The sequence below is a fragment of the Aquipseudomonas guryensis genome (genome assembly GCF_014164785.1).
GTDB lineage: Bacteria > Pseudomonadota > Gammaproteobacteria > Pseudomonadales > Pseudomonadaceae > Aquipseudomonas > Aquipseudomonas guryensis.
Genome location: NZ_JACJFN010000001.1, coordinates 233,318 through 258,352, shown reverse-complemented (window position 1 = coordinate 258,352; position 25,035 = coordinate 233,318). Strand labels below are relative to the sequence as shown.

Genomic DNA, 25,035 nt, shown 5'->3' with positions numbered 1-25,035 from the left:
TCGAAGCGATCTCCGAACATGACCACCCGAATCCTGACTGGCATCACCACCACCGGCACCCCGCACCTGGGCAACTACGCCGGCGCCATCCGCCCGGCCATCGTCGCCAGCCGCGCTGCCGATGCCGACTCGTTCTACTTCCTCGCCGACTACCACGCGCTGATCAAGTGCGACGAGCCGGCGCGTATCCAGCGCTCGCGCCTGGAGATCGCCGCCACCTGGCTGGCCTGTGGTCTGGACGTGAACAAGGCGACCTTCTATCGCCAGTCCGATATCCCCGAGATTCCCGAGCTGTGCTGGCTGCTCACCTGCGTCGCCGGCAAGGGCCTGCTCAATCGCGCCCACGCCTACAAAGCCTCGGTGGACAAGAACGTCGAGCAGGGTGAAGACCCGGATGCAGGCATCACCATGGGCCTGTTCAGCTACCCGGTGCTGATGGCGGCGGACATCCTGATGTTCAACGCGCACAAGGTGCCGGTCGGTCGTGACCAGATCCAGCACGTGGAGATGGCCCGCGATATCGGCCAGCGCTTCAATCACCTGTTCGGCCAGGGCAAGGAACTGTTCACCCTGCCGGAAGCGGTGATCGAGGAAGAAGTGGCGACCCTGCCCGGCCTTGACGGGCGCAAGATGAGCAAGAGCTACGACAACACCATCCCGCTGTTCGGCTCGGCCAAGCAGCTCAAGGACGCCATCGCCCGTATCGTCACCGACTCCAAGCTACCGGGCGAAGCCAAGGACCCGGACAACTCGCACCTGTTCACCCTGTTCCAGGCCTTCGCCACCCCGGCCCAGCAGGCCGAGTTCCGTGCCGAGCTGCTCGCCGGTCTGGCCTGGGGCGAGGCCAAGCAGCGGCTGTTCCAACTGCTCGATAACGAGCTGGGCGAGGCACGCGAGCGTTACCACGCACTGATCGAGCGCCCGGCGGACCTGGAGGACATTCTTCTCGCCGGTGCGGCCAAGGCGCGCAAGACCGCCACCCCGTTCCTCGGTGAACTGCGCGAGGCGGTGGGCCTGCGCTCCTTCCGCAGTCAGGCGCAGAGCGCCGAAGGCGGCAAGAAGAAGGCCGCGAAAAGTGCACGTTTCGTCAGCTTCCGCGACGAAGACGGCAGCTTCCGTTTCCGCCTGCTGGATGCCGCCGGCGAGCAGCTGCTGCTGTCCAGGTCCTTTGCCGATGGCAAGGCGGCGGGGCAGGCGAGCAAGCGCCTGCAGTCCGGCGAGGCGCTGGATGTGCGCGAGCAGGGCAAGGCTTTCGCGCTGTGGCTGGATGGCGAGCTGATCGGCGAAAGCCCGGCCTTCGCCGATGCCGGTGCGCGCGATGCGGGCATTGCCCGTCTGCGTGAGGCGCTGGCGCCGCAGGAATAAACGCTGGGCCGGGCTACTGGCCGATTGCCAAGCACGGGGTGCGTCGCTAAAGTGACCGCCCCGTTTTTGTTACCGAATTTCCCATCATGACTCCTCTTGCGCGCTACCAGGCCGACCTGCAACGGCCGGACTTCTTCCACGACGCCGCCCAGGAAACTGCCGTGCGTCATCTGCAGCGCCTGTACGACGATCTGGTGGCCGATTCCAAGAACAAGCCGGGACTGTTCGGTGGCCTGTTCGCCAAGAAGCGTCAGGAGCCGGTCAAGGGCCTGTACTTCTGGGGTGGCGTCGGCCGCGGCAAGACCTATCTGGTCGACACCTTCTTCGAGGCGCTGCCGTTCCCGCAGAAGATGCGCACGCACTTCCACCGTTTCATGAAGCGTGTGCATGAGGAAATGAAGACCCTCAAGGGCGAGAAGAACCCGCTGACCATCATCGGCAAGCGCTTCGCCGACGAGGCGCGGGTGATCTGCTTCGACGAATTCTTCGTTTCCGATATCACCGACGCGATGATCCTCGCCACCCTGCTGGACGAGCTGTTCAAGAACGGCGTGACCCTGGTGGCGACCTCCAACATCGTCCCGGACGGCCTGTACAAGGACGGCCTGCAACGCGCGCGCTTCCTGCCGGCGATCGCCCTGGTCAAGCAGTACACCGATGTAGTCAACGTCGACAGTGGTGTGGATTACCGCCTGCGTGCGCTGGAGCAGGCCGAGCTGTTCCACTGGCCGCTGGATGCCGAGGCCGAGGTCAGCCTGGACAAGAGCTTCCGCAGCCTGCTGCCCGAGCACTGCGTGGTGGAAGAGAACAAGGCGCTGATGATCGAGAACCGCGCGATCATGGCGCGCAAGGAAGGCGACGACGTGGCCTGGTTCGAGTTCCGCGAGCTGTGCGACGGCCCGCGCAGCCAGAACGACTACATCGAGCTGGGCAAGATCTACCACGCGGTGATCCTGGCCAACGTCGAGCAGATGGGCGTGGCCAAAGACGACATGGCGCGGCGCTTCATCAACCTGGTGGACGAGTTCTACGACCGCAACGTCAAGCTGATCATCTCCGCCGAAGTGGAGCTGAAGGACCTGTACAGCGGTGGGCGGCTGAACTTCGAGTTTCAGCGCACCCTCAGCCGCCTGCTGGAGATGCAATCCCACGAGTTCCTCTCGCGGGCGCACAAACCATAATTCGGTCGGTGCCGATGTGAAAAAGGGGTTGCCAGTCGGCAACCCCTTTTTCGTTTCAGGGCCTTTCTTTAGCGCCGAGTCGCCGACGCGTAGCAGGTCCTAGGCAGGTTCTCAGGCGCCATCCTTGTGCAGGAACTGCCGGCGATACTGGTTGGGCGACAGCTCGGCGTGCTGGCGGAACAGGCGGGCGAAGAAGCTGGCGTCGTCATAGCCGACTTCGTAGCTGATGGTCTTGATGCTCTTGCGCGTGGAGCTGAGCAGGCTCTTGGCCGTCTCGATGCGCAGGCGCTGCAGGTAGTGCAGTGGCTTGTCGCCCGTTGCGCTTTGGAATCTGCGCATAAAGTTGCGGATGCTCATGCCGTGCTCGCGGGCCACGTCCTCGATGCGGAATTTCTCGGCGAAATGCTCTTCCAGCCACTGCTGCACCTGCAGGATGGCCACGTCCTGGTGCAGCTTCTGCCCGCCGAAGCCGATGCGCCCTGGGCTGTAGCTGCGCTGGGTCTCGTAGAGGATGTCGCGGGCCACGCCCTGGGCGATGGACGCGCCGCAGTAGCGTTCGATCAGGTAGATATACATGTCGCAGGCCGAAGTGACGCCGCCGGCGCAGTAGAGGTTGTCGGCATCCGACAGGTGCTTTTCCTGGTTGAGCAGAACCTTGGGGAAGCGCTCGGCGAACTCGCGGAAGAAGCGCCAGTAGGTGGTCGCCTCCTTGCCGTCGAGCAGGCCGGCCTCGGCCATCCAGAACACCCCGGTGGCTTCGCCGCACAGGGCAGCGCCAGCGGCATGCTGTTCGCGCAGCCAGGCAATGATCTGCGGGTAGCGCTGGCGCAGCGCGTCGAAGTCGCCCCAGAAGGCCGGCAGGATGATCACGTCGGCGGATTCCAGCGCTCCATCCACTTGGATATTGGCCTGGCTGAAGCTTGTCACGTCCTGGCCGTCCGGGCTGACCACGCGGATCTGGAAGTTGGTCGCCTGGTCCAGGCCTTGCTGCTTGCTGTAGCGCAGGCCGGCCATATGGAAGAAGTCGCGCGCCTGCATCAGCGTGGCGGCGAACACACCTTCGGTGGCGAGGATGCAGATGCGGGTCAAGGCGGTTGTCGCAGGCATGGCAATTGTTCTTATTGGTGGTGAAACGGTCATTCAGTGGCTGGATCGTCTTATTTTTTGTCGCATGTGTCCAGTGTCTAGTCCTTCGGGCCTGGCCTAGAGTGGTGCTCACTCAATGACCACTCAGATGCAGGTGTAACAATGATTCCAAGAACCCTGTTCAGTCACGAGCACGAGCAATTTCGCGAGTCCGTGCGCAAATTCTTCGAGCAGGAGGCGGTGCCCTTTCACGCCCAGTGGGAGAAGGATGGCCATATCGACCGCGCCCTGTGGAACAAGGCCGGCGAGGCCGGCATGCTCTGCTCGCACATTCCGGAAGAATACGGCGGCATGAGTGCCGACTTCCTCTACAGCGCCGTGGTGATCGAGGAGCAGTCACGCCTGGGGCTGTCCGGCGTCGGCTTCTCCCTGCATTCGGACATCGTTGCGCCGTACATCCTGCATTACGGTACCGAGGAGCAGAAGCATAAGTACCTGCCCAAGCTGGTCAGCGGTGAGCTGGTCACGGCCATCGCCATGACCGAGCCGGGCACCGGCTCCGACCTGCAAGGGGTGAAGACCACTGCGGTGTTAGATGGCGACGAGTACGTGATCAACGGCTCGAAGACCTTCATCACCAACGGCTTCCTCGCCGATCTGGTGATAGTGGTGGCCAAGACCGACGCCAAGGCCGGTGCGAAGGGCATCAGCCTGTTCCTGGTCGAGGCCAATACCCCAGGCTTCGCCAAGGGCAAGCGTCTGGAGAAGGTCGGCATGAAGGCTCAGGACACCTCCGAGCTGTTCTTCCAGGACGTGCGCGTACCCAAGGAAAACCTGCTGGGCAAGGAGGGCATGGGCTTCGTCTACCTGATGCAGGAGCTGCCGCAGGAGCGCCTGACTGTGGGGCTGCTGGCCATCACCTCGGCCGAGGCTGCGCTTGAGTGGACCAAGGACTACACCCGCGAGCGCAAGGCGTTTGGCCGTCCGGTGGCAGATTTCCAGAACACCCGCTTCAAGCTGGCCGAGATGGCCACCGAGATCCAGATTGGCCGCGTATTCGTCGACCGCTGCCTGGAGCTGCACCTGCAGGGCAAACTGGATGTGCCGACTGCGGCGATGCTCAAGTACTGGAGCACCGATCTGCAGTGCAAGGTGATCGACGAGTGCGTGCAGCTGCACGGTGGTTACGGCTACATGCTGGAGTACCCGATTGCCCGCGCCTGGGCCGACTCGCGGGTGCAGCGCATCTATGCCGGCACCAACGAGATCATGAAGGAAATCATCAGTCGCGCACTCTGAGTCTGCGCTGACAGAAAAAAGCCCGGCTGATGCCGGGCTTTTTCTTGGGTGGCTATGTCAGGGGGCGGGGTTGGGCTGCTCGCGCTGGATCGCTTCGATCCCTGCCAGTACCTCAGGGCTCAGCTTCACATCGACGCTGCGTAGGTTGCACTCCAGCTGCTCCAGGCTGGTGGCGCCGATGATGTTGCTGGTGACGAAGGGCTGTGCGGTGACGAAGGCCAGGGCCATCTGCGCCGGATTGAGCGCGTGCTTGCGCGCCAGGTGCACGTAGCGGGCACAGGCAGCCTGGGCTTGCGGGTTGGTGTAGCGGGTGAAGCGGCTGAACAGGGTGATGCGGCCGTTGGTCGGGCGGGCGCCGTTGTCGTATTTGCCGGACAACATGCCGAACGCCAGTGGTGAATAGGCCAGCAGGCCGCACTGCTCGCGCATCGCCACTTCCGCCATGCCGACTTCGAAGCTGCGATTGAGCAGGTTGTAGGGATTCTGCACCGAGACCATGCGCGGCAGGCCGAGGCGGTCGGCCAGCTGCAGGTACTGCATGGTGCCCCAGGGCGTTTCGTTGGACAGGCCGATATGACGGATCTTTCCGGCCCTGACCTGTTCGCCAAGCAGTTCCAGGGTTTCCTGCAGGGGGGTGAAATCCTGCTCCTGGTGGCGGTAGCCGAGTTGGCCGAAGTAATTGGTGCTGCGTTCCGGCCAGTGCAGCTGGTACAGGTCGATCCAGTCGGTTTGCAGGCGCCGCAGGCTGGCGTCGAGGGCGGCGACGATGTGGGCACGGTTGTGCTTGAGCTGGCCGTCGCGGATGTAGTCGATGCCGTTGCCGGGGCCGGCGATCTTGCTGGCGATGATCCAGTCGCCACGATTGCCACGCGCCTTGAAATAGTTACCGATGATCCGTTCGGTGGCGCCGTAGGTCTCGCCGCGCGGCGGTACCGGGTACATCTCGGCCGTATCGATGAAATTGATTCCGGCGGCGTTGGCGCGATCGATCTGGGCGAAGGCGTCGGCCTCGTTGTTCTGCTCGCCCCAGGTCATGCTGCCCAGGCACAGTGCGCTGACGTTGAGGTCACTGCGGCCCAGTTGACGATATTCCATGCGCTGCTCCTTGGCTGTGGCGAAAGCACTGAGCATAAAGCAGGTTGCTATTTTTGCAGCAATCGGCATAATTCCGCGGCTTTCTCAGCGGGGATGCCTAGCCTGTTTGAGAAAGAAGGTGGGGATGCCTAGCCCGCCGAAACCCCCGCCGTAGCGGACGCGCTGACCCGAGCCCCCGATAGCGTCTGTTTTCCGGCCGTCTTTGACTTGTCAAAGCAAGCACTATTCAGTAAGATCCGCCGTCTTATTTTCAGGGCGGCCCCTGAGGCTATAGCGAATGAAGACTTTTACTGCAAAACCGGAAACTGTTAAGCGCGACTGGTATGTCGTCGACGCTGCTGGTCAGACCCTGGGTCGTCTGGCTACTGAAATTGCAAGCCGTCTGCGTGGCAAGCACAAGCCGGAATACACCCCGCACGTTGATACCGGCGACTACATCGTCGTGATCAATGCCGAGCAGGTGCGTGTGACCGGTGCCAAGACCACCGACAAAATGTACTACTCGCACTCCGGTTTCCCGGGTGGCATCAAGGAAATCAACTTCGAGAAGCTGATTGCCAAAGCCCCCGAGCGCGTGATCGAGACCGCGGTCAAGGGCATGCTGCCGAAAAACCCGCTGGGTCGCGACATGTACCGCAAGCTGAAGGTGTATAAGGGTGCTGTTCACCCGCACACCGCTCAGCAGCCCCAAGAACTGAAGATTTAACGGAATAGTTCATTATGTCGGCGACTCAAAATTACGGCACTGGCCGTCGCAAGACTGCAACTGCACGCGTCTTCCTGCGTGCGGGTACTGGCAAGATCTCCATCAACAACCGCACCCTGGATAACTTCTTCGGTCGCGAAACCGCTCGCATGGTCGTGCGTCAGCCGCTGGAGCTGACCGAGACCACTGAGAAGTTCGACATTTACGTCACCGTTCTCGGTGGTGGTGTCAGCGGTCAAGCTGGTGCAATCCGTCACGGCATCACCCGTGCCCTGATGGATTACGACGAAACTCTGCGTCCTGCCCTGCGCAAGGCCGGCTTCGTTACCCGCGATGCTCGTGAAGTTGAGCGTAAGAAAGTGGGTCTGCGTAAAGCGCGTAAGCGTCCGCAGTACTCCAAGCGTTAATCGCTGCTACGTTCAAAAGCGCCCAGTTTCCTTACGGAGCTGGGCGTTTTTTATGGGCGCCTGTTTACCCTGCGACAACGTGCCGCATTGGTGAATGCCGCGTCGGACAAGGCTTCGGAGCAATTTGTATCCGGTAATTACCTTGTCAGAAAAGGGGCTTTTCTTTACCATTCGGCAAATTTTGTGCGGCTAGATATTTACCTAGTAGAGGCCTGACCACAGGCCACAAAGCTGATGGGAGACGACTGAATGAGCAATGACGGCGTGAATGCAGGCCGGCGTCGCTTCCTGGTAGCGGCCACCTCTGTGGTGGGTGCTGCGGGAGCGGTGGGTGCTGCGACTCCGTTCGTGGGGTCATGGTTCCCCAGTGCCAAGGCCAAGGCCGCTGGTGCACCGGTGAAAGTGAATATCAGCAAGGTCGAAGCCGGCCAGCAGATGGTTGCCGAATGGCGTGGCCAGCCGGTGTTCATCGTGCGCCGTACCGAAGAGATCCTGGCCAACCTGGGCAAGCTCGAAGGTAGCGTGGCTGACCCTGAGTCTGCTGCTTCCGTGCAGCCAGAGTACGTGGACAAGAAGACCCGCTCGATCAAGCCGGAGATTCTGGTTCTGGTCGGACTGTGTACGCACCTGGGTTGCGCGCCTTCCTTCCGTCCGGAAGTGGCCCCGGCTGACCTGGGTGCTGACTGGGTAGGCGGCTATTTCTGCCCTTGCCACGGTTCCCGTTATGATCTCGCTGGTCGTGTCTACAAGGCACAGCCCGCCCCCTTGAACCTGCCGGTGCCGCCGTACACGTACGAGTCGGATGACGTCATCATCGTCGGCGTGGACCAGGAGAAGGCATGATGAGTAAATTCATGGAATGGGTCGATGCACGCTTCCCCGCGACCAAGATGTGGGAAGACCATCTGTCCAAGTACTACGCACCGAAGAACTTCAACTTCTTCTATTTCTTCGGCTCCCTGGCGCTGCTGGTGCTGGTTAATCAGATCCTTACCGGTATCTGGCTGACCATGAGCTTCACGCCTTCTGCCGAAGAAGCCTTTGCTTCCGTCGAATACATCATGCGTGACGTGGAGTTCGGTTGGCTGATTCGCTACCTGCACTCGACCGGCGCTTCGGCGTTCTTCGTGGTGGTCTACCTGCACATGTTCCGCGGTCTGCTCTACGGCTCCTATCAGAAGCCGCGTGAGCTGGTGTGGATCTTTGGCATGCTGATCTACCTGTGCCTGATGGCTGAAGCCTTCATGGGTTACCTGCTGCCGTGGGGCCAGATGTCCTACTGGGGTGCCCAGGTGATCATCTCGCTGTTCGGCGCCATTCCGGTGATCGGTGATGATCTGACCCAGTGGATCCGCGGTGACTACCTGATCTCCGGGATTACCCTGAACCGCTTCTTTGCCTTGCATGTGATCGCCCTGCCGATCGTCCTGCTGGGTCTGGTGGTGCTGCACATCCTGGCACTGCACGAAGTGGGTTCGAACAACCCGGATGGCGTCGACATCAAGAAGAAGAAGGACGAGAACGGTATTCCGCTCGACGGTATCGCGTTCCATCCCTACTACACCGTGAAAGACATTGTCGGCGTAGTAGTCTTCCTGTTTGTCTTCTGTGCTGTGGTGTTCTTCTTCCCGGAAATGGGCGGTTATTTCCTTGAGAAGCCCAACTTCGAGGAGGCCAACGCCCTGAAGACCCCGGCGCACATCGCCCCGGTTTGGTACTTCACCCCGTTCTACGCGATCCTGCGTGCGGTTCCGGACAAGCTGCTCGGCGTCATCGCCATGGGCGCTGCGATTGCCGTGCTGTTCGTCCTGCCGTGGCTGGACCGTAGCCCGGTCAAATCGATGCGCTACAAGGGCTGGCTGAGCAAGATCTGGCTGCTGGTGTTCTGCGTGTCCTTCGTGATCCTGGGCGTGCTGGGCGTGCTGGCGCCGACTCCGGGCCGTACCCTGCTGTCGCAGATCTGCACCGCGCTGTACTTCGCCTACTTCATCCTGATGCCGTTCTACACCCGGATGGAGAAGACTAAACCGGTTCCGGAAAGGGTGACTGGCTGATGAAAAAGCTATTTGCTGCATTTGTTATTGCTGCTCTGCCAGCCATCGCTTTCGGCGCCGGCGCGGAAGTTGAACTGGACAAGGTCGACATCGACCTGACCGACAAGGCTGCCCTGCAGGATGGCGCGCGTACGTTTGCCAACTACTGCATGGGTTGCCATAGCGCCAAGTTCCAGCGTTACGAGCGTGTTGCCGATGATCTCGGCATCCCGCACGAGCTGATGATGGAAAATCTGGTCTTCACTGGCGCCAAGATCGGCGACCACATGAAGATCGGCATGCAGCCGAGTGATGCCAAGACCTGGTTCGGTGCTGCACCGCCTGACCTGACCCTGGTCGCTCGTGTGCGTGGTACAGACTGGCTGTATACCTATCTGCGTACGTTCTACGAAGATCCGACTCGTCCTTATGGGGTGAACAACAAGGTCTTCCCGAACGTCGGCATGCCTAACGTGCTGGTCGGCCTGCAGGGTCGTCAGGTCGTCGGTTGCAAGCAGGTTCAAGTGGTCGAGGATGGCAAGAAACAGTTCGATCCGCTGACCGGTGCTCCGATCACCCATGAAGCCTGTGATCAGCTGACCATCGTGCCGAAGACCGGCAAGCTGAGCGAAGCCGAGTTCGATGAGAAGATCCATAACCTGGTGACTTTCCTGGCTTACTCGGCCAACCCGATCAAGCTCGAAAGCCAGCGTATCGGCACCTACGTGCTGCTCTATCTGGCCTTCTTCTTCGTATTTGCCTATCTGCTCAAGCGCGAATACTGGAAGGACGTGCACTGATCCCTCGCGTTACCGCTGTAGACGCACGCGCCCATAATGGGCGCGTGCGTTTTTCTGTTTCTGCAATCTGGTTTTTTAAGGAGGGGCATCATGGCCGCACCGAATAAGTTGGCCTGCTATTCCGACCCCACCGATCACTACTCCCATCGCGTGCGCCTGGTGCTGGCCGAGAAGGGCGTGAGTGCCGAGATCATCGATGTTGCGCCTGGCCGTTGCCCGCCGAATCTGGCTGAGGTAAACCCCTACGGCAGCGTACCGACCCTGGTTGATCGTGACCTGGCGTTGTACGAGTCGACCGTGGTCATGGAATATCTGGATGAGCGTTACCCGCACCCGCCACTGTTGCCGGTCTATCCGGTTGCCCGGGCCAACAGCCGCCTGCTGATCCATCGCATTCAGCGCGACTGGTGCAAGCTGGTCGACCTGATCCTCGACTCGCGTAGCAAGGAGCCGGCTCGTGTGCAGGCGCGCAAGGAATTGCGCGAGAGCCTGACCGGGGTTTCCCCGCTGTTTGCCGATAAGCCGTTTTTTCTGAGTGAAGAATTGAGTCTGGTAGATTGTTGTTTGCTGCCCATTCTGTGGCGCTTGCCGCTGCTGGGTATCGAGCTGCCGAAACCGGCCAAGCCGTTGCTGGACTACATGGAGCGCCAGTTCGCTCGTGAGGGCTTCAAGGCCAGCCTGTCCGGCGCCGAACGCGACATGCGCTAATACAGGAGGTCGTCCGTGATGAATTCCAGCCGTCCCTACCTGGTGCGAGCTCTCTACGAGTGGATCGTCGACAACGATTGCACGCCGCACCTGCTGGTGAATGCCGAGTTTCCCGGTGTGCGCGTCCCGCCTGGCTTTGCCAGTGATGGGCAGATCGTGCTTAACGTATCGCCCAGCGCTGTGCGCAACCTGCACATGGATAACGAGTCGATCAGCTTCGAAGGGCGTTTCGGCGGTGTGGCGCATTCGCTGTTCGTGCCGGCAGGCGCCATGCTAGCCATCTATGCGCGGGAAAACGGGCAGGGCATGGTCTTCGAGCTCGAGCCGCCGGTCGATGAAGATGAGGGCGAAGAGGGGCCGGATGACGATGGTCCGTCGGGCGATGAGCCACCGCGTCCGAGTGGCCGGCCCAGCCTGAAAGTGGTCAAGTAGCCCCGGCAGCTGTTAGCAGCTGTTCTAGGTACTAACAAAAAGGGCGCCATTGGCGCCCTTTTTGTATCTGCGGCTGATGCCGTCAGTTGGTGTACTGGAACAGTTTGATGACTTTCTGCACCCCGGCTACCCCAGCCACTACGTTGGTAGCGCTGGCGCCTTCGGCGCGAGTTACCAGGCCCATCAGGTAGACGATACCGTTTTCAGTGATCACCTTGACCTTGGTGCTGGGCACTGTGCTGTCGGCCAGCATCAGGGTCTTGATCTTCGAGGTCATCAAGGCGTCGTTGCTGCGTACCAGGGCCGAGGTCGGCTTGAGGATCTGCAGTTCATTGTGCACCTTGGTCACGCCCTGAACGTTGCGCGCGGCCTGCGCGGCCTTCTCCTTGAGTTCTGTGCTTGGAGTCTGCCCAGCCAGCAGGATCACGCCGTTGTAGCTGGTCACCACGACGTGCGAGGTCGGGCTGCTCAGGTTTGGGTGGGCGCGCGATACGGCCGAGCTGACATTGGGTCCGAGGAACTGGTCGTCGATCTTGTTGCCGATGCTGCGGTTGCTGCAGGCGCCCAGCAGCAGGCTGAGGGCGAGGGTGGCAAGGATCAGCGGATTGCGGGTCATTCTTCACTCCCGAACAGTTGGCGGTCGATCAGGTCGCACAGGCAGTGGATGGCCAGCAGGTGTACTTCCTGAATGCGTGCGGTGACCTTGGAAGGCACGCGAATTTCCACATCCTCCGGCAGCAGCAGCGAGGCCATGCCGCCGCCATCGCGGCCGGTCAGGGCTACGACCACCATTTCGCGATCATGTGCGGCCTGGATCGCTTGAATCACGTTGGCCGAGTTGCCGCTGGTGGAAATCGCCAGCAGCACGTCACCCGGCTGACCGAGGGCGCGGATCTGCTTAGAGAAGACTTCGTTGTAGCTGTAGTCGTTGGCGATCGAGGTGATCGTCGAGCTGTCGGTGGTCAGGGCGATAGCCGGCAGGCTCGGGCGCTCGCGTTCGAAGCGGTTGAGCAGTTCGGAGGAGAAGTGCTGGGCGTCGCCAGCGGAGCCGCCGTTGCCGCAGCTGAGAATCTTGCCCTCGTTGAGCAGTGCGTTGACCATCACCTGGCTGCCGTGCTCGATGAACGGAACCAGCACTTCCATGGCCTGCTGCTTGGTGTCTATGCTGGCCTGGAACATCTGACGAATTCGGGATTGCATGTCCATCGGATAAGACCTTCAGTGTGCGGGCTGATTCAGCCTCTACGGTGAGGGAGTGCCACGAGTCGGGCGAATTATAATGACTCGCATCTGGCCTGATGTCCGGCTTTTTACCTGACTTGCCGTGTGCGGGTCGACTAGAAAGAGTTGGTCGGGCTTATTCACGTTTCAAAAGCGTTCTTCAGCCAGTCCAGCCGGGTGGGGCTAAGGGCTACCACGTCGAAGCGGCAAGGATGCTTGGCCCAGCGGCTTTCCTTTTGCAGGAACTGCTGCGCAGTGAGGATCAGGCGTTGCTGCTTGCGCCCGTCGATGCTCTCCAGAGCGCCGCCCCACGCCACATGCCGACGGTAGCGTACTTCGACGAATACTACTGTATCGCCGTCGAGCATGACCAGATCGAGCTCGCCGCCACGACACAGCCAGTTCTGCGCCAGGAGGCGCAGGCCCTGTTGCTGCAGGTGCTCGCACGCCTGGATTTCGGCGGCGCGCCCGGTTTCACCTGTCGGCTTAATTGCTGCTGTCCGGCAGGCGCTGGACCTGGCCGTTGCGGAACTCGGCCCACGGCAACTGGCGCTCGATGCGCTGGGCGGTGCTCAGGCGCAGGTTGCCGGACAGGCCCTCGACCTGGCTGTCCGGCATGGCCTGCAGCTGGCTCAGGCGCGGCGCCAGGCGGTAGGCGTCGACGCCCATGGCGTACAGGCGGCCGAGGCTGCCGGCAGCTTGCGGCCATTGACCATCGACCTGCTGGCGCAGCGGGTCATTGGCATCCAGCAGCCAGGGGGTTTCGCAGAAGCGGATGCCTTCCAGGTCCTGGTACTGGGCCGGGTTGCTGCCGCCAGTGTAGAGGTGCGAGGTGGCGTATACCGGCACATCGCCGGCGTACTGGAAGGCCAGGGTCGGCTTGATCTGCTGGGCCTGCTGCGGGGTGGCGGCGAGGAAGATGAAGTCGACGTCCTGGCGGCGTGCCGGCACCGCGGCGACGGCGCCGCCGAGGGTGTTCTGCAGGCGCTTGGCGCGGGCTTCGCTTTCACGCAGCTGGAACAGGTCGGCGATCTGCTGCGCCAGTTCCACCGGTTGGTCGACGTGCTCGGCGGCGATCAGGGTGCCGCCTGCTTCTTGCCAGCTCTGCTGGAAGGCGCTGAGGACGCGGTTACCCCATTCGCCGCTGGGTACCAGGGCCACGGCGCGGCGCATTCCGTCTGCCCAGGCGCGGCGGGCTACTTCGCGGGCCTCGTCTTCGGCGGCCAGACCGAACTGGAACAGTTGCGCCGGTGCTTCGCTGCCGGCATCGCTGTAGTTCAGGGCTAGGGTGGTGATAGGCAGCTGCGGACGTTCGCTGAGTTGCTTGACCAGTGGCTTCTCCAGTGGGCCGATCACCAGTTGCGCACCGTCGGCCTGGGCCTGGCGGTAGAAGTCATCCAGCGAGGCCAGGCGCGAGCTGTCATAGAGCATGACTTCGGGTGGGTTCTGTCCGGCCTGCTGGGCCTGGTAGTGCGCGGCCATGAAACCGTCACGCAGGGCTCGGGCGACTGATGCCAGCTGGCCTTCCTGGGGCAACAGCAGGGCTACTTTCTGCAAGGGCTGTCCGGCCAGGCTCTTCAGCTTGTCCAGGCCCTGGGGCAGTTGTTGCGCCGCAGGGTGTTGCGGGTGCTGCTGGCGCCAGGCATCGATGGCGGCCAGTTGCTGGTCCGGGGTGCCGGCGTTCTTGGTGGCCAGGGACAGGCTCAACCAGCCATCCAGGTCGCTGTCGCCGGAGGATTGCAGCTGGCTCTGCGGCAGGCTGGCGACCAGGGTCCAGATCGCTTCGTGGTTGGCGCTGGCGCTCGCGCCGTTGAGCAGCGGGGCGATGAACACGCGCTCGCGGGCGGCGGCGAGGGTCTGGCCGTCGGCCTGCAGGGCGCTGGCGCGGACCAGTTGGGTGCGTACCTGCTGCTCGACCGGCAGTTCGCCCAGGCGCTCCAGGCTCGGGTGGGCGAGGGCCTTGAGTGCGCTCTTCGGCTTGTTGCGGGTCATCGCCAGTTCGGCAGCGAGGGTGCTGGCGAAGATCTGCTGGGCCGGCTTCAGGCTGTCCAGGGCAATCTCGTCGAGGATGCGCGTGGCGCGGCCCAGGTCTTTCTGCTGGTAGGCCTGGTCGGCGGCGGACAGGCGCAGCAGGGCGCCTTCTTCCGGGGTGCTGGCCGCACCGGCTTGCTGCAGCAATTGCTCGATGCTGGCTTGCGGGGTGCGCGGCAGCTCGCCCAGATTGGACGACGGCGTGCTGGCACAGGCGGCCAGCAGGCCGGCGAGGCAGAGGGCGGAAAGCGGGCGCAGGCGGGCGATCATCTAAACATTCCTGGTACTTGATCAAATGAGTGCGCGATTGTACCCAAGGCCCGCAGCGGGTGCGATGTCGAAGCGGCGAAACGGGCTACAATGCGCGCTTTCCGCTGTCATCGAGGGCCGCCCGTGAGCGTTTCCGCTGTATCTGTCACCGCCACCGGCACGCTTTACGTGGTTGCCACCCCGATCGGCAACCTGGATGACATCAGTGCCCGTGCCTTGCGCATCCTGCGCGAGGTGGCACTGATTGCGGCCGAGGACACGCGCCACTCCATGCGTCTGCTGCAGCATTTCGGCATCGCCACCCCACTGGCGGCCTGCCATGAACACAACGAGCGTGACGAAGGCGGGCGCTTCCTTACGCGCTTGCTGGCTGGTGAGGATGTCGCGCTGATTTCCGATGCGGGTACGCCGCTGATCTCCGATCCCGGTTTTCATCTGGTGCGCCAGGCGCGCGCGGCGGGGGTGCGGGTGGTGCCGGTGCCGGGGGCCTGCGCGCTGATCGCGGCGTTGTCGGCGGCTGGCCTGCCGTCTGATCGCTTCAGTTTCGAGGGCTTTCTGCCGGCCAAGACCGTCGGGCGCCAGGCGCGCCTGCAGCAGGTGGCCGAGGACTCGCGCACGCTGATCTTCTACGAGGCGCCCCATCGCATTCTCGAGTGCCTGGCCGACATGCGCGAGGTGTTCGGCAGTGATCGGCCGGCCGTGTTGGGGCGTGAATTGACCAAAACTTTCGAGACCCTCAAGGGCTTGCCGCTGGGCGAGTTGCACGACTGGGTGGCGGCCGATAGCAACCAGCAGCGCGGCGAGTGCGTGGTGCTGGTGGCGGGCTGGCAGGCGCCCGAAGGCGACGAGGCGATCAGTGGCGAAGCGCTGCGGGTGCTTGATCTGCTGCTCGGCGAAATGCCACTCAAGCGCGCGGCGGCGCTGGCGGCGGACATCACCGGGGTGCGCAAGAATCTGCTCTATCAGGTAGCCCTTGAGCGGCAAAAGGACGCCTGAGCTTGTTCTATGGGGCTTGGGTCGTTACCCTTGGCGCTGGAGAGTCGATCGGACAGTCGCTGCCTTCGCAAGAAGGGGGAGGAAAGTCCGGGCTCCATAGGGCGGAGTGCCAGGTAATGCCTGGGAGGCGTGAGCCTACGGAAAGTGCCACAGAAAATAACCGCCTAAGCGCGCAAGCGCCGGTAAGGGTGAAAAGGTGCGGTAAGAGCGCACCGCACGGCTGGCAACAGTCCGTGGCTAGGTAAACCCCACTCGGAGCAAGACCAAATAGGGTTCCATTGGCGTGGCCCGCGCTGGAACCGGGTAGGTTGCTAAAGGCGTGCAGTGATGTACGTCGTAGAGGAATGACTGTCCTCGACAGAACCCGGCTTACAGATCGACTCTCCTCCTTTTTCTCCCTCCTGCTTCACCTCAATATCCCGCCTTTGTAATACCGAAAAAATCTTACTCTTAAGAAGTTACTTTAAGTTTGAAGTTCAGCCTCATGAGCTAGCTGAAGTTCGCCTTCAAAAAGCCCTCGTTTTACCCCGCAAAACACCCCGCAAAGTTCGCTAAATCTCCGTCCCATAAGGATTTTTCCTAGTTTCTGCGCCTTGACGCTGAGGGCGCTGCATTCCTATAGTGTGCCGAAGTGGCACAAAGTGGCACGAAGTGGGTCATATGGGCATGGAAAGCTAATTACAGTGGGGAAGCGCAGCCTTGTTTCGCGGAGCTAACGCCATCAGTCTCGACGCCAAAGGGCGACTCGCGATGCCGAGCCGGTATCGTGACGAGCTCGTTTCGCGTTGTGCTGGCCAGCTCATCGTCACCATTGATGCCGTCGACCCCTGCCTGTGCGTGTATCCGCTGCCCGAGTGGGAGCTGATCGAAGCCAAGCTCCGTGAATTGCCCTCCCTGCGTGAAGAAACCCGGCGCCTGCAACGCCTGCTGATCGGCAACGCCGTGGATGTCGAGCTGGACGGCAGTGGCCGTTTCCTCGTGCCGCCGCGTCTGCGCGCCCATGCCGGCCTGGACAAGCACGCGATGCTGGTGGGTGTGCTGAACAAATTCCAACTGTGGAACGAGGACGCCTGGAACGCACTTGCGGATGCCGACCTGGCTGCCATCAAACAACCCGGCGCTCTGCCGGACGACCTGCGCGATCTGATCCTGTGACCATGACCAATAGCTTCCGCCATATCACCGTGCTGCTCGACGAAGCCGTCGACGGCCTCGCCGTGCGTGCGGATGGCTGCTACCTGGATGGCACCTTCGGCAGAGGAGGGCACAGTCGGCTGATCCTCGAAAGGCTCGGGCCAGACGGTCGCCTGCTGGGTTTCGACAAGGACCCGCTGGCGATTGCCACGGGAAATGCGCTGGCGGCCGAAGACGGCCGCTTCGTCGTTGTGCAGCGCAGCTTTGCCGAGCTGGGGGCGGAGGTCGCTGTGCGCGGCCTGGCCGGCAAGGTCGACGGTATCCTGCTCGACCTCGGTGTGTCCTCGCCGCAGCTGGACGATGCCGAGCGCGGCTTCAGCTTCCTCAATGACGGTCCGCTGGACATGCGCATGAACCCGGACGCCGGCGTCAGCGCCGCCGAGTTCATCGCCAGCGCCAGCGCCGAGGAAATCGCTCGGGTGTTCAAGGAATATGGCGAAGAGCGTTTCGCCAAACGCATGGCCCGTGCCGTGGTCGAGCGTCGTGCGCTCAAGCCGTTCGAGCGTACCGCCGACCTGGCTGCCGTGCTCACCGAGGCCAATCCGGCCTGGGAGAAGGGCAAGAACCCGGCGACCCGTGCTTTCCAAGGCCTGCGCATCTATATCAACAACGAGCTGGGCGATCTCGAGCAGGGCCTTGATGCCGCGCTGGAAAGCCTGGCCGTAGGTGGGCGCCTGGTGGTGATCAGCTTCCACTCGCTGGAAGACCGCATCGTCAAGCAGTTCATGCGCCGTCACGCCAAGGGCGAGGCGGACAACCTGCCGCGCGACCTGCCGATCATCCCCAAGGCTTTCGAGCCGCGCCTCAAACTGCTCGGCAAGCCGCAGTTCGCCTCCGAGGCCGAGCTCAAGGCCAACCCGCGTTCGCGCAGCGCGGTCATGCGCGTGGCGGAGAAGCTGCGATGAGCCGCCTGTTCGCCAAACCCATGCCGCCAGGCAGCCTGTTGCTGCTGATGCTGTTTATCGGCGTGCTGCTGTCGGCGCTTGCCGTGTCCTACAGCGCGCACTGGAACCGCCAACTGCTCAACGCCCTGTACGCCGAACTCAGCGTGCGCGACAAGGCGCAGGCCGAGTGGGGCCGACTGATCCTCGAGCAGAGCACCTGGACCGCCCACAACCGCATCGAGACGCTGGCCAGCGAGCAGTTGCATATGCGCATCCCGCAGGCCGCCGAAGTACAGATGGTGGCGCCATGATCGGCCTCGAAGGCGCTCTCTATCCCTGGCGCTTCCGTCTGGTCCTGGCCCTGCTGGCGCTGATGGTGGGTGCCATCGCCTGGCGCATCATCGATCTGCATGTGTTTGATCATGATTTCCTCCAGGCCCATGGCGATGCGCGCAGCGTGCGGCACATCCCGATCCCGGCCCATCGCGGCCTGATCACCGACCGCAATGGCGAGCCGCTGGCGGTCAGTACGCCGGTTACTACCCTGTGGGCCAATGGCAAGGAACTGAGCAAGGCGAGCGAGCGCTGGTCGGAACTGGCCTCCGCCCTCGGTCAGGAGCCGAAAGCCTTTGCCCAGCGTCTGCAGCAGGCCAGCTCGCGCGAGTTCATGTACCTGGTGCGTGGTCTGACCCCTGAGCAGGGTCAGGCCATTCTCGATCTCAAGGTGCCGGGCGTGTATGGCCTGGAAGAGTTCCGTCGTTTCTACCCGGCTGGCGAAGTGACTGCCCACGTGATCGGCTTCACCGACGTCGATGACCGTGGTCGCGAGGGCATGGAGCTGGCTTTCGACGAGTGGCTGGCTGGTGTTCCGGGTAAGCGTCAGGTGCTCAAGGATCGCCGCGGGCGCCTGATCAAGGATGTCCAGGTTGCCCAGAACGCCAAGGCCGGCAAGGCCCTGGCGCTGTCCATCGACCTGCGCCTGCAGTACCTGGCCCACCGTGAGCTGCGCAATGCGCTGGTCGAGAACGGTGCCAAGGCCGGCAGTCTGGTGATCATCGATGTGAAGACCGGCGAAGTGCTGGCCATGGCCAACCAGCCGACCTACAACCCGAACAATCGCCGCAGCCTGGACCCGGCGGCCATGCGCAATCGCGCCATGATCGACGTGTTCGAGCCGGGCTCGACGGTCAAGCCGCTGTCGATGAGCGCGGCCTTGCAGAGCGGGCGCTGGAAGCCGGAAAACATCGTCGAAGTCTGGCCCGGTTCCCTGCAGATTGGCCGCTACACCATCAAGGACGTATCCAAGACCCAGGGCCGCGAGCTCGATCTGACCGGCATCCTGATCAATTCCAGCAACGTCGGCATGAGCAAGATCGCCTTCGACATCGGCGGCGAGTCCATCTACACCATGATGCAACAGCTCGGCCTCGGCCAGGACACCGGCCTGGGCTTCCCCGGCGAGCGCGTCGGCGAGCTGCCCAACCACCGCAAGTGGCCGAAGGCAGAAACCGCCACCCTGTCCTATGGCTACGGCCTGTCGGTGACCGCCGTGCAGCTGGTGCATGCCTATGCCGTGCTGGCCAACAACGGTGTCAGTGTGCCGCTGACCATGACCCGCGCCGACCGCATTCCCGATGGCGTGCAGGTGATGTCGCAGGATGTAGCGAAAACCATGCAAGGCATGCTGCAGCAGGTGGTAGAGGCACCGCGCGGCGTGTTCCGCGCCCAGGTTCCCGGTTATCACGTGTCCGGCAAGAGCGGCACGGCGCGTAAGGCCAGCGTCGGCACCAAGGGCTATACGGCGAATGCCTACCGCTCGATGTTTGCCGGCTTCGCGCCGAGCAGCAACCCGCGCATCGCCATGGTCGTGGTGATCGATGAGCCGAGCAAGGCCGGCTACTTCGGTGGCCTGGTCTCCGCGCCGGTGTTCAGCCGGGTCATGGCCGGCTCCCTGCGCCTGATGAACATTACCCCGGACAACCTGCCGCCGCCGGTCGCGCCAACTCCCGTCGCGCCACAAACCGCCGATGCTGGCAGCAGCAATGGAGGGCGTATCTGATGCCCATGCCGCTCAATCAACTGTTGCCCCAGGCCCAATCGGCCACGCTGATTCGCGAACTGACCCTGGACAGCCGCAAGGTGCGTCCCGGCGACCTGTTTCTCGCCGTGCCCGGTACTGCCCAGGATGGCCGCCTGCATATCGCCGACGCCGTGGCGCGCGGCGCCGCAGCCGTGGCCTACGAAGCCGAAGGCGCACCGAAAATGACCGCGCACAGCGCCGAGCTGCTGCCGATCAAGGGCCTGGTCGGCCAGCTGTCGGCCATCGCCGGGCGCTTCTACGGCGAACCGAGCCGTGCCCTGCGCCTGGTCGGCGTCACCGGCACTAACGGCAAGACCAGCGTCAGCCAGTTGCTGGCCCAGGCGCTGGACCAGCTCGGCGAGCCGTGCGGCATCGTCGGCACCCTCGGTACCGGTTTCTACGAGTCCCTGGAAAGTGGTCGTCACACCACACCGGATCCGGTGGCGGTGCAGGCCATCCTTGCTGACCTCAAGCAGGCCGGTGCCCGCGCCATGGCAATGGAGGTTTCCTCCCACGGCCTGGAACAAGGCCGCGTGGCGGCGCTGGACTTCGACGTGGCGGTGTTCACCAACCTGTCGCGCGATCACCTCGACTATCACGGTTCGATGGAAGCCTACGGCGCGGCCAAGGCCAAGCTGTTCGCCTGGCCGGATCTGCGTTGCCGGGTGATCAACCTGGACGACGCCTTCGGTCGCCAGCTGGCCGGCGAGCAGAATGAGTCGCGCTTGATCAGCTACAGCCTGGATAACCGCGACGCGTACATCTATTGCCGCGAAGCTAGTTTCGATGACCACGGCGTGCGTGCGCGCCTGGTTACCCCGCAAGGCGAGGGCAACCTGCGCAGCCCGCTGCTCGGTCGTTTCAACCTGAGCAATCTGCTGGCGGTGGTCGGTGCGTTGCTCGGCCTGAACTACCCGCTGGATGAAATTCTCGCCCTGCTGCCGCAACTGCAAGGCCCGGTCGGGCGCATGCAGCGCTTCGGTGGCGGCCAGCTGCCGCTGGTGGTGGTGGATTACGCGCATACCCCGGATGCCCTGGAAAAGGTCCTGGAAGCCCTGCGTCCGCATGTCAGCGGTCGTCTGCTGTGCCTGTTCGGCTGTGGCGGTGATCGTGACAGCGGCAAGCGCCCGCTGATGGCTCAGGTAGCCGAGCGTCTGGCCGATGGCGTACTGGTCACCGATGACAACCCGCGCACGGAAGACCCGGCGCAGATCGTCGCCGATATCCGCGCCGGTTTCGCCAAGCCCGAGCAGGTTGAGTTCATTCACGGCCGTGGCCAGGCGATTGCTCAGCTGATCGCCGCTGCCAAGGCTGGTGACGTCGTGGTGCTGGCCGGCAAGGGCCATGAGGATTACCAGGAGATCAACGGCGTGCGTCAGCCGTTCTCCGACCTGATCGAGACCACCAAGGCCCTGCAGGCCTGGGAGGTTGCCCATGCTTAAGCCGTTGCTGCTCAGTGAAGTGGCGCCAGCCCTGCATGCTCGCCTGCTGGGTGCCGATGTGGCGTTCTCCGCGGTTTCTACCGACAGCCGCAAGATCGAAGCTGGCCAGCTGTTCGTCGCCCTGACGGGGCCGAACTTCGATGGCCACGACTACCTGGCCGAGGTGGCCGGCAAAGGCGCCGTGGCCGCACTGGTCGAGCGCGAAGTGGCGGGTGTTGACCTGCCGCAGCTGATCGTCAATGACAGCCGCGTCGGCCTGGGCCGTCTCGGTACGCTGAATCGCAACGCCTTCTCCCAGCCGCTGGCCGCCGTGACCGGTTCCAGTGGCAAGACCACGGTCAAGGAAATGCTCGCCAGCATCCTGCGCGCCGGCCTGCAAGGCCCGGTGCTGGCGACTCGCGGCAACCTGAACAACGACCTCGGCGCGCCGCTGACCCTGCTGGAGCTGGCGCCGGAGCATGTCGGTGCGGTGATCGAGCTGGGCGCCAACCATGTCGGCGAGATCGCCTACACCGTCAGCCTGACCCGTCCGCACGTGGCGATCATCACCAATGCGGGTAACGCCCACGTCGGTGAGTTTGGTGGTCCGGACAAGATCATCGAAGCCAAGGGCGAAATCCTCGAAGGCCTGGCCGCCGATGGCGTGGCCGTGCTCAATCGTGACGACAAGGCTTTTGCCATCTGGCAGGCCCGCGCTGGAGGCCGTGCGGTGCTGAGCTTCGCCCTGCATGACAGCCGTGCCGACTTCCATGCCGCCGAGCTGGCCCGCGATGCCCGCGGCTGTATGGCCTTCACCCTACGCAGCCCGGCGGGCAGCGTGCGGATTCAGCTCAACCTGCTGGGCCCCCACAACGTGGCCAACGCCCTGGCCGCCGCCGCCGCCGCGCATGCCTTGGGAGTGCCGCTGGTCGGGATCCAGGCCGGGCTGGAAAGCCTGCAGCCGGTCAAAGGCCGCGCCGTTGCTCAGCTGGCGACGAACGGTGCGCGAGTGATCGACGACACCTATAACGCCAACCCGATTTCGATGTGCGCCGCCGTTGATATACTCGCCGCCTTCTCTGGTCGCACCGTTCTGGTGCTTGGGGATATGGGCGAGTTGGGCGATTGGGCCGAGCAAGGCCATCGCGATGTCGGCGCTTATGCCGCCGGCAAGGTCAGCGCGCTGTACGCCGTGGGCCCGCTGATGGCCCATGCCGTCAAGGCATTCGGTACGCAAGGGCAGCACTTCGCCGATCAAGCCAGCCTGATCGCGGCACTTGGCCGCGAGTCGGGCGACACCACAATTCTAATTAAAGGTTCGCGCAGCGCGGCGATGGAAAAAGTCGTCGCGGCTCTCTGTGCATCGGGGGAGGCTCACTAAATGCTGCTGCTGCTGGCGGAGTACCTGCAACAGTTCTACACCGGTTTCGGTGTGTTCCAGTACCTGACCCTGCGCGGGATTCTCGGGGTGCTGACCGCCCTGGCCCTGTCGCTGTGGCTCGGTCCGTGGATGATTCGCACCCTGCAGATTCGTCAGATCGGCCAGTCGGTGCGTAACGACGGCCCGCAATCGCACCTGTCGAAGAAAGGCACGCCGACCATGGGTGGCGCGCTGATTCTCACCGCCATCGCCGTCAGCACTCTGCTCTGGGCCGACCTCTCCAACCGCTACGTGTGGACGGTGCTGGCCGTGACCCTGCTGTTTGGTGCCATCGGCTGGGTCGACGACTACCGCAAGGTGATCGAGAAGAACTCGCGTGGCCTGCCGAGCCGCTGGAAGTATTTCTGGCAATCGGTGTTCGGTCTGGGTGCGGCGATCTTCCTTTATGTGACCGCGCAGAGCCCGGTGGAAACCACCCTGATTGTGCCGGTGCTCAAGGACGTCGCCATTCCCCTGGGTGTGGGCTTCGTGGTGCTGACCTACTTCGTCATCGTCGGTACCAGCAACGCGGTCAACCTGACCGACGGTCTCGATGGCCTGGCCATCCTGCCCACCGTGATGGTCGGCGGTGCGCTGGGGATCTTCTGCTACCTGTCGGGCAACGTGAATTTCTCCGATTACCTGCTGATTCCTTACGTTCCGGGCGCTGGCGAGCTGATCGTGTTCTGCGCCGCACTGGTCGGCGCTGGCCTCGGCTTCCTCTGGTTCAACACCTACCCGGCCCAGGTGTTCATGGGTGACGTCGGTGCGCTGGCCCTCGGCGCCGCACTGGGCACCATCGCCGTGATCGTCCGTCAGGAAATCGTGCTGTTCATCATGGGTGGCGTGTTCGTCATGGAAACCCTGTCGGTGATCATCCAGGTTGCCAGCTTCAAGCTGACCGGCAAGCGCGTGTTCCGCATGGCGCCGATCCACCACCACTTTGAATTGAAAGGCTGGCCCGAGCCCCGGGTGATCGTGCGCTTCTGGATCATCACGGTGATCCTCGTGCTGATCGGCCTTGCCACCCTGAAACTGAGGTAATAGACAGTGTCGCTGATCGCTTCCGACCAGTTCCGCATCGTTGTCGGCCTCGGCAAGAGCGGCATGTCCCTGGTGCGCTTCCTCGCGCAGCAGGGCGTGCGCTTCGCCGTGGCCGATACGCGCGCGAACCCGCCGGAGCTGGCGACTCTGCAACGTGACTACCCACATGTGGAAGTGCGCTGCGGCGAGCTGGACGTGGACTTCCTCTGCCGCGCCTCGGAGCTGTATGTTAGCCCGGGCCTGGCCATCGCCACCCCGGCGCTGCAGGCTGCGGCCGCGCGCGGGGTCAAGCTGTCTGGCGACATCGAGCTGTTCGCCCGCCATGCCAAGGCGCCGATCATCGCCATCACCGGCTCCAACGCCAAGAGCACCGTGACCACCCTGGTCGGCGAGATGGCTGCCGCCGCCGGTAAGAAGGTTGCGGTCGGCGGCAACCTCGGCACCCCGGCGCTGGACCTGCTTAACGACGACGTCGAGCTGTATGTACTGGAGCTGTCCAGCTTCCAGCTGGAAACCACCGACCAGCTGAATGCCGAAGTGGCCACCTGCCTGAACATCAGCGAAGACCACATGGATCGCTACGCCGGCATGCCGCAGTACCACCTGGCCAAGCACCGTATCTTCCGTGGCGCGCGTCAGGTGGTGGTGAACCGTGACGACGCCCTGTCGCGTCCGCTGATCGCCGACCAGGTGCCGTGCTGGGAATTCGGCCTGGGCAAGCCGGACTTCAAGCGCTTCGGCCTGATCGAAGAGGGCGGTGAGAAGCACCTGGCCTTCCAGTTCGAGGCCCTGCTGCCGACTTCCGCGCTGAAGATCCGTGGCGCGCACAATCAGTCCAATGCCCTGGCGGCCCTGGCCCTGGGCCATGCCGCTGGCCTGCCGATGGCGCCAATGCTGGCGACCCTGCAGACCTTTGCCGGCCTGGCCCATCGCTGCCAGTGGGTACGCGAGCTGCGTGGGGTGAGCTACTACGACGACTCCAAGGCCACCAACGTCGGCGCTGCCCTGGCTGCCATCGAAGGCCTGGGCGCCGATATCGCCGGCAAGCTGGTGCTGATCGCCGGTGGCGACGGCAAGGGTGCCGACTTCTCCGCACTGAAGGTGCCGGTGGCGCGGTTCTGCCGCGCCGTGGTGCTGCTCGGTCGTGATGCCGAACTGATTGCCGCCGCCCTGGGCGATGCTGTGCCGCTGGTGCGGGTCAACACCCTCGACGAAGCCGTGCTGCGTTGCGCCGAGCTGGCCCAGCCCGGCGATGCCGTGCTGCTGTCGCCGGCCTGCGCCAGCCTGGACATGTTCAAGAACTTCGAAGAACGCGGGCGTCTGTTCGCTCAGGCCGCGGAGGGACTGCAGTGAGCCTTCTCG

Annotated in this window: 25 protein-coding genes and 1 other RNA gene; 20 read left to right on the top strand and 6 right to left on the bottom strand. The window is 63.2% G+C overall.

Going from position 1 to position 25,035, the window contains the following annotated elements; genetic code table 11:
* Positions 1 to 18: 18 nt before the first annotated feature.
* Together H3H45_RS01210 and zapE are read left to right on the top strand one after the other, a co-directional pair.
* The gene (locus H3H45_RS01210; RefSeq protein WP_182831943.1) at positions 19 to 1,365 is read left to right on the top strand and encodes a tryptophan--tRNA ligase; all 1,347 of its coding nucleotides are present in this window, start codon (positions 19 to 21) and stop codon (positions 1,363 to 1,365) included.
* Between the two features lie 86 nt (positions 1,366 to 1,451).
* Positions 1,452 to 2,546, top strand: a complete 1,095-nt coding sequence (zapE, locus tag H3H45_RS01205) for a cell division protein ZapE (protein WP_182831942.1) — start codon at positions 1,452 to 1,454, stop codon at positions 2,544 to 2,546.
* A 111-nt stretch (positions 2,547 to 2,657) separates the two neighbouring features.
* Here zapE and H3H45_RS01200 read toward each other — a convergent pair whose 3' ends face one another.
* On the bottom strand, positions 2,658 to 3,653 hold the full coding sequence (locus H3H45_RS01200) for a GlxA family transcriptional regulator (protein WP_407926665.1): 996 nt from the start codon (positions 3,651 to 3,653) through the stop codon (positions 2,658 to 2,660).
* Between the two features lie 141 nt (positions 3,654 to 3,794).
* Between H3H45_RS01200 and H3H45_RS01195 the strand changes: the two genes are divergently transcribed.
* On the top strand, positions 3,795 to 4,931 hold the full coding sequence (locus tag H3H45_RS01195) for an acyl-CoA dehydrogenase family protein (RefSeq protein ID WP_182831941.1): 1,137 nt from the start codon (positions 3,795 to 3,797) through the stop codon (positions 4,929 to 4,931).
* Positions 4,932 to 4,988: 57 nt separating this feature from the next.
* Here H3H45_RS01195 and H3H45_RS01190 read toward each other — a convergent pair whose 3' ends face one another.
* Complete coding sequence (locus tag H3H45_RS01190) at positions 4,989 to 6,026, bottom strand: NADP(H)-dependent aldo-keto reductase (protein WP_182831940.1); 1,038 nt, start codon at positions 6,024 to 6,026, stop codon at positions 4,989 to 4,991.
* Between the two features lie 277 nt (positions 6,027 to 6,303).
* Here H3H45_RS01190 and rplM point away from each other — a divergent pair, with 277 nt between their 5' ends.
* The 7 genes from rplM to H3H45_RS01155 all read left to right on the top strand — a co-directional run bounded on the left by rplM (position 6,304) and on the right by H3H45_RS01155 (position 11,112).
* Positions 6,304 to 6,732: a 50S ribosomal protein L13 gene (gene rplM, locus H3H45_RS01185; RefSeq protein ID WP_016490991.1), complete on the top strand. Its 429-nt coding sequence runs from the start codon at positions 6,304 to 6,306 to the stop codon at positions 6,730 to 6,732.
* Between the two features lie 14 nt (positions 6,733 to 6,746).
* Positions 6,747 to 7,139 (top strand): 30S ribosomal protein S9, encoded by a 393-nt coding sequence (gene rpsI, locus H3H45_RS01180; RefSeq protein WP_173209306.1) that lies wholly within the window; start codon positions 6,747 to 6,749, stop codon positions 7,137 to 7,139.
* Positions 7,140 to 7,388: 249 nt separating this feature from the next.
* Positions 7,389 to 7,982 (top strand): ubiquinol-cytochrome c reductase iron-sulfur subunit, encoded by a 594-nt coding sequence (gene petA, locus H3H45_RS01175; RefSeq protein ID WP_182831939.1) that lies wholly within the window; start codon positions 7,389 to 7,391, stop codon positions 7,980 to 7,982.
* Positions 7,982 to 9,193 carry a cytochrome b gene (locus H3H45_RS01170; RefSeq protein WP_182833098.1) on the top strand — a complete coding sequence of 404 codons (1,212 nt, stop codon included), beginning with the start codon at positions 7,982 to 7,984 and terminating at the stop codon, positions 9,191 to 9,193. The genes petA and H3H45_RS01170 overlap by 1 nt, the downstream gene beginning before the upstream one ends.
* On the top strand, positions 9,193 to 9,972 hold the full coding sequence (locus tag H3H45_RS01165) for a cytochrome c1 (protein ID WP_182831938.1): 780 nt from the start codon (positions 9,193 to 9,195) through the stop codon (positions 9,970 to 9,972). The genes H3H45_RS01170 and H3H45_RS01165 overlap by 1 nt, the downstream gene beginning before the upstream one ends.
* 90 nt (positions 9,973 to 10,062) lie before the next feature.
* Positions 10,063 to 10,680, top strand: coding sequence for a glutathione S-transferase N-terminal domain-containing protein (locus H3H45_RS01160; RefSeq protein WP_173209300.1), 618 nt, complete (start codon positions 10,063 to 10,065; stop codon positions 10,678 to 10,680).
* Positions 10,681 to 10,698: 18 nt separating this feature from the next.
* Positions 10,699 to 11,112 carry a ClpXP protease specificity-enhancing factor gene (locus tag H3H45_RS01155; protein WP_182833097.1) on the top strand — a complete coding sequence of 138 codons (414 nt, stop codon included), beginning with the start codon at positions 10,699 to 10,701 and terminating at the stop codon, positions 11,110 to 11,112.
* A gap of 82 nt (positions 11,113 to 11,194) precedes the next feature.
* Here H3H45_RS01155 and H3H45_RS01150 read toward each other — a convergent pair whose 3' ends face one another.
* From H3H45_RS01150 to H3H45_RS01135, 4 genes are all read right to left on the bottom strand, one after another.
* Positions 11,195 to 11,728 (bottom strand): BON domain-containing protein, encoded by a 534-nt coding sequence (locus H3H45_RS01150; RefSeq protein WP_182831937.1) that lies wholly within the window; start codon positions 11,726 to 11,728, stop codon positions 11,195 to 11,197.
* Positions 11,725 to 12,318 (bottom strand): phosphoheptose isomerase, encoded by a 594-nt coding sequence (locus H3H45_RS01145; protein ID WP_160082403.1) that lies wholly within the window; start codon positions 12,316 to 12,318, stop codon positions 11,725 to 11,727. Before H3H45_RS01145 ends, H3H45_RS01150 begins: the two co-directional genes overlap by 4 nt.
* A 155-nt stretch (positions 12,319 to 12,473) precedes the next feature.
* On the bottom strand, positions 12,474 to 12,824 hold the full coding sequence (locus tag H3H45_RS01140) for a YraN family protein (protein ID WP_182833096.1): 351 nt from the start codon (positions 12,822 to 12,824) through the stop codon (positions 12,474 to 12,476).
* On the bottom strand, positions 12,820 to 14,634 hold the full coding sequence (locus tag H3H45_RS01135) for a penicillin-binding protein activator (RefSeq protein ID WP_182831936.1): 1,815 nt from the start codon (positions 14,632 to 14,634) through the stop codon (positions 12,820 to 12,822). The genes H3H45_RS01140 and H3H45_RS01135 overlap by 5 nt, the downstream gene beginning before the upstream one ends.
* Before the next feature lie 90 nt (positions 14,635 to 14,724).
* Between H3H45_RS01135 and rsmI the strand changes: the two genes are divergently transcribed.
* The 10 genes from rsmI (at position 14,725) to murD (ending at position 25,026) form a co-directional block, all read left to right on the top strand.
* Positions 14,725 to 15,630 carry a 16S rRNA (cytidine(1402)-2'-O)-methyltransferase gene (gene rsmI / locus H3H45_RS01130; protein ID WP_182831935.1) on the top strand — a complete coding sequence of 302 codons (906 nt, stop codon included), beginning with the start codon at positions 14,725 to 14,727 and terminating at the stop codon, positions 15,628 to 15,630.
* Positions 15,631 to 15,670: 40 nt separating this feature from the next.
* Positions 15,671 to 16,018: RNase P RNA component class A (rnpB, locus tag H3H45_RS01125), an RNA gene on the top strand.
* Between the two features lie 311 nt (positions 16,019 to 16,329).
* Positions 16,330 to 16,785 (top strand): division/cell wall cluster transcriptional repressor MraZ, encoded by a 456-nt coding sequence (mraZ, locus tag H3H45_RS01120; RefSeq protein WP_182831934.1) that lies wholly within the window; start codon positions 16,330 to 16,332, stop codon positions 16,783 to 16,785.
* Between the two features lie 2 nt (positions 16,786 to 16,787).
* Entirely contained in the window at positions 16,788 to 17,729 is a 942-nt protein-coding gene (rsmH, locus tag H3H45_RS01115; protein WP_182831933.1) for a 16S rRNA (cytosine(1402)-N(4))-methyltransferase RsmH, read from the top strand.
* Positions 17,726 to 18,019: a cell division protein FtsL gene (gene ftsL, locus H3H45_RS01110; protein ID WP_182831932.1), complete on the top strand. Its 294-nt coding sequence runs from the start codon at positions 17,726 to 17,728 to the stop codon at positions 18,017 to 18,019. The genes rsmH and ftsL overlap by 4 nt, the downstream gene beginning before the upstream one ends.
* The gene (locus H3H45_RS01105; RefSeq protein WP_182831931.1) at positions 18,016 to 19,767 is read left to right on the top strand and encodes a peptidoglycan D,D-transpeptidase FtsI family protein; all 1,752 of its coding nucleotides are present in this window, start codon (positions 18,016 to 18,018) and stop codon (positions 19,765 to 19,767) included. The genes ftsL and H3H45_RS01105 overlap by 4 nt, the downstream gene beginning before the upstream one ends.
* The gene (locus H3H45_RS01100; RefSeq protein ID WP_182831930.1) at positions 19,767 to 21,230 is read left to right on the top strand and encodes a UDP-N-acetylmuramoyl-L-alanyl-D-glutamate--2,6-diaminopimelate ligase; all 1,464 of its coding nucleotides are present in this window, start codon (positions 19,767 to 19,769) and stop codon (positions 21,228 to 21,230) included. Before H3H45_RS01105 ends, H3H45_RS01100 begins: the two co-directional genes overlap by 1 nt.
* Positions 21,223 to 22,590, top strand: a complete 1,368-nt coding sequence (locus H3H45_RS01095; RefSeq protein ID WP_182831929.1) for a UDP-N-acetylmuramoyl-tripeptide--D-alanyl-D-alanine ligase — start codon at positions 21,223 to 21,225, stop codon at positions 22,588 to 22,590. The genes H3H45_RS01100 and H3H45_RS01095 overlap by 8 nt, the downstream gene beginning before the upstream one ends.
* The gene (gene mraY, locus H3H45_RS01090; protein WP_182831928.1) at positions 22,591 to 23,673 is read left to right on the top strand and encodes a phospho-N-acetylmuramoyl-pentapeptide-transferase; all 1,083 of its coding nucleotides are present in this window, start codon (positions 22,591 to 22,593) and stop codon (positions 23,671 to 23,673) included.
* Positions 23,674 to 23,679: 6 nt separating this feature from the next.
* Positions 23,680 to 25,026 carry a UDP-N-acetylmuramoyl-L-alanine--D-glutamate ligase gene (gene murD, locus H3H45_RS01085; RefSeq protein WP_182831927.1) on the top strand — a complete coding sequence of 449 codons (1,347 nt, stop codon included), beginning with the start codon at positions 23,680 to 23,682 and terminating at the stop codon, positions 25,024 to 25,026.
* Positions 25,027 to 25,035: the final 9 nt, after the last annotated feature.

Coding starts and splice junctions, on each gene's coding strand:
- H3H45_RS01155 (WP_182833097.1), top strand. CDS start 10,699: ATGAATTCCAGCCGTCCCTACCTGGTGCGAGCTCTCTACGAGTGGATC.
- rplM (WP_016490991.1), top strand. CDS start 6,304: ATGAAGACTTTTACTGCAAAACCGGAAACTGTTAAGCGCGACTGGTAT.
- H3H45_RS01150 (WP_182831937.1), bottom strand. CDS start 11,728: ATGACCCGCAATCCGCTGATCCTTGCCACCCTCGCCCTCAGCCTGCTG.
- H3H45_RS01190 (WP_182831940.1), bottom strand. CDS start 6,026: ATGGAATATCGTCAACTGGGCCGCAGTGACCTCAACGTCAGCGCACTG.
- zapE (WP_182831942.1), top strand. CDS start 1,452: ATGACTCCTCTTGCGCGCTACCAGGCCGACCTGCAACGGCCGGACTTC.
- H3H45_RS01095 (WP_182831929.1), top strand. CDS start 21,223: ATGCTTAAGCCGTTGCTGCTCAGTGAAGTGGCGCCAGCCCTGCATGCT.
- H3H45_RS01195 (WP_182831941.1), top strand. CDS start 3,795: ATGATTCCAAGAACCCTGTTCAGTCACGAGCACGAGCAATTTCGCGAG.
- H3H45_RS01160 (WP_173209300.1), top strand. CDS start 10,063: ATGGCCGCACCGAATAAGTTGGCCTGCTATTCCGACCCCACCGATCAC.
- rsmI (WP_182831935.1), top strand. CDS start 14,725: ATGCGCGCTTTCCGCTGTCATCGAGGGCCGCCCGTGAGCGTTTCCGCT.
- H3H45_RS01210 (WP_182831943.1), top strand. CDS start 19: ATGACCACCCGAATCCTGACTGGCATCACCACCACCGGCACCCCGCAC.
- H3H45_RS01145 (WP_160082403.1), bottom strand. CDS start 12,318: ATGGACATGCAATCCCGAATTCGTCAGATGTTCCAGGCCAGCATAGAC.
- petA (WP_182831939.1), top strand. CDS start 7,389: ATGAGCAATGACGGCGTGAATGCAGGCCGGCGTCGCTTCCTGGTAGCG.
- rsmH (WP_182831933.1), top strand. CDS start 16,788: ATGACCAATAGCTTCCGCCATATCACCGTGCTGCTCGACGAAGCCGTC.
- rpsI (WP_173209306.1), top strand. CDS start 6,747: ATGTCGGCGACTCAAAATTACGGCACTGGCCGTCGCAAGACTGCAACT.
- mraY (WP_182831928.1), top strand. CDS start 22,591: ATGCTGCTGCTGCTGGCGGAGTACCTGCAACAGTTCTACACCGGTTTC.
- ftsL (WP_182831932.1), top strand. CDS start 17,726: ATGAGCCGCCTGTTCGCCAAACCCATGCCGCCAGGCAGCCTGTTGCTG.
- H3H45_RS01200 (WP_407926665.1), bottom strand. CDS start 3,653: ATGCCTGCGACAACCGCCTTGACCCGCATCTGCATCCTCGCCACCGAA.
- H3H45_RS01135 (WP_182831936.1), bottom strand. CDS start 14,634: ATGATCGCCCGCCTGCGCCCGCTTTCCGCCCTCTGCCTCGCCGGCCTG.
- H3H45_RS01105 (WP_182831931.1), top strand. CDS start 18,016: ATGATCGGCCTCGAAGGCGCTCTCTATCCCTGGCGCTTCCGTCTGGTC.
- H3H45_RS01170 (WP_182833098.1), top strand. CDS start 7,982: ATGAGTAAATTCATGGAATGGGTCGATGCACGCTTCCCCGCGACCAAG.
- H3H45_RS01100 (WP_182831930.1), top strand. CDS start 19,767: ATGCCCATGCCGCTCAATCAACTGTTGCCCCAGGCCCAATCGGCCACG.
- H3H45_RS01165 (WP_182831938.1), top strand. CDS start 9,193: ATGAAAAAGCTATTTGCTGCATTTGTTATTGCTGCTCTGCCAGCCATC.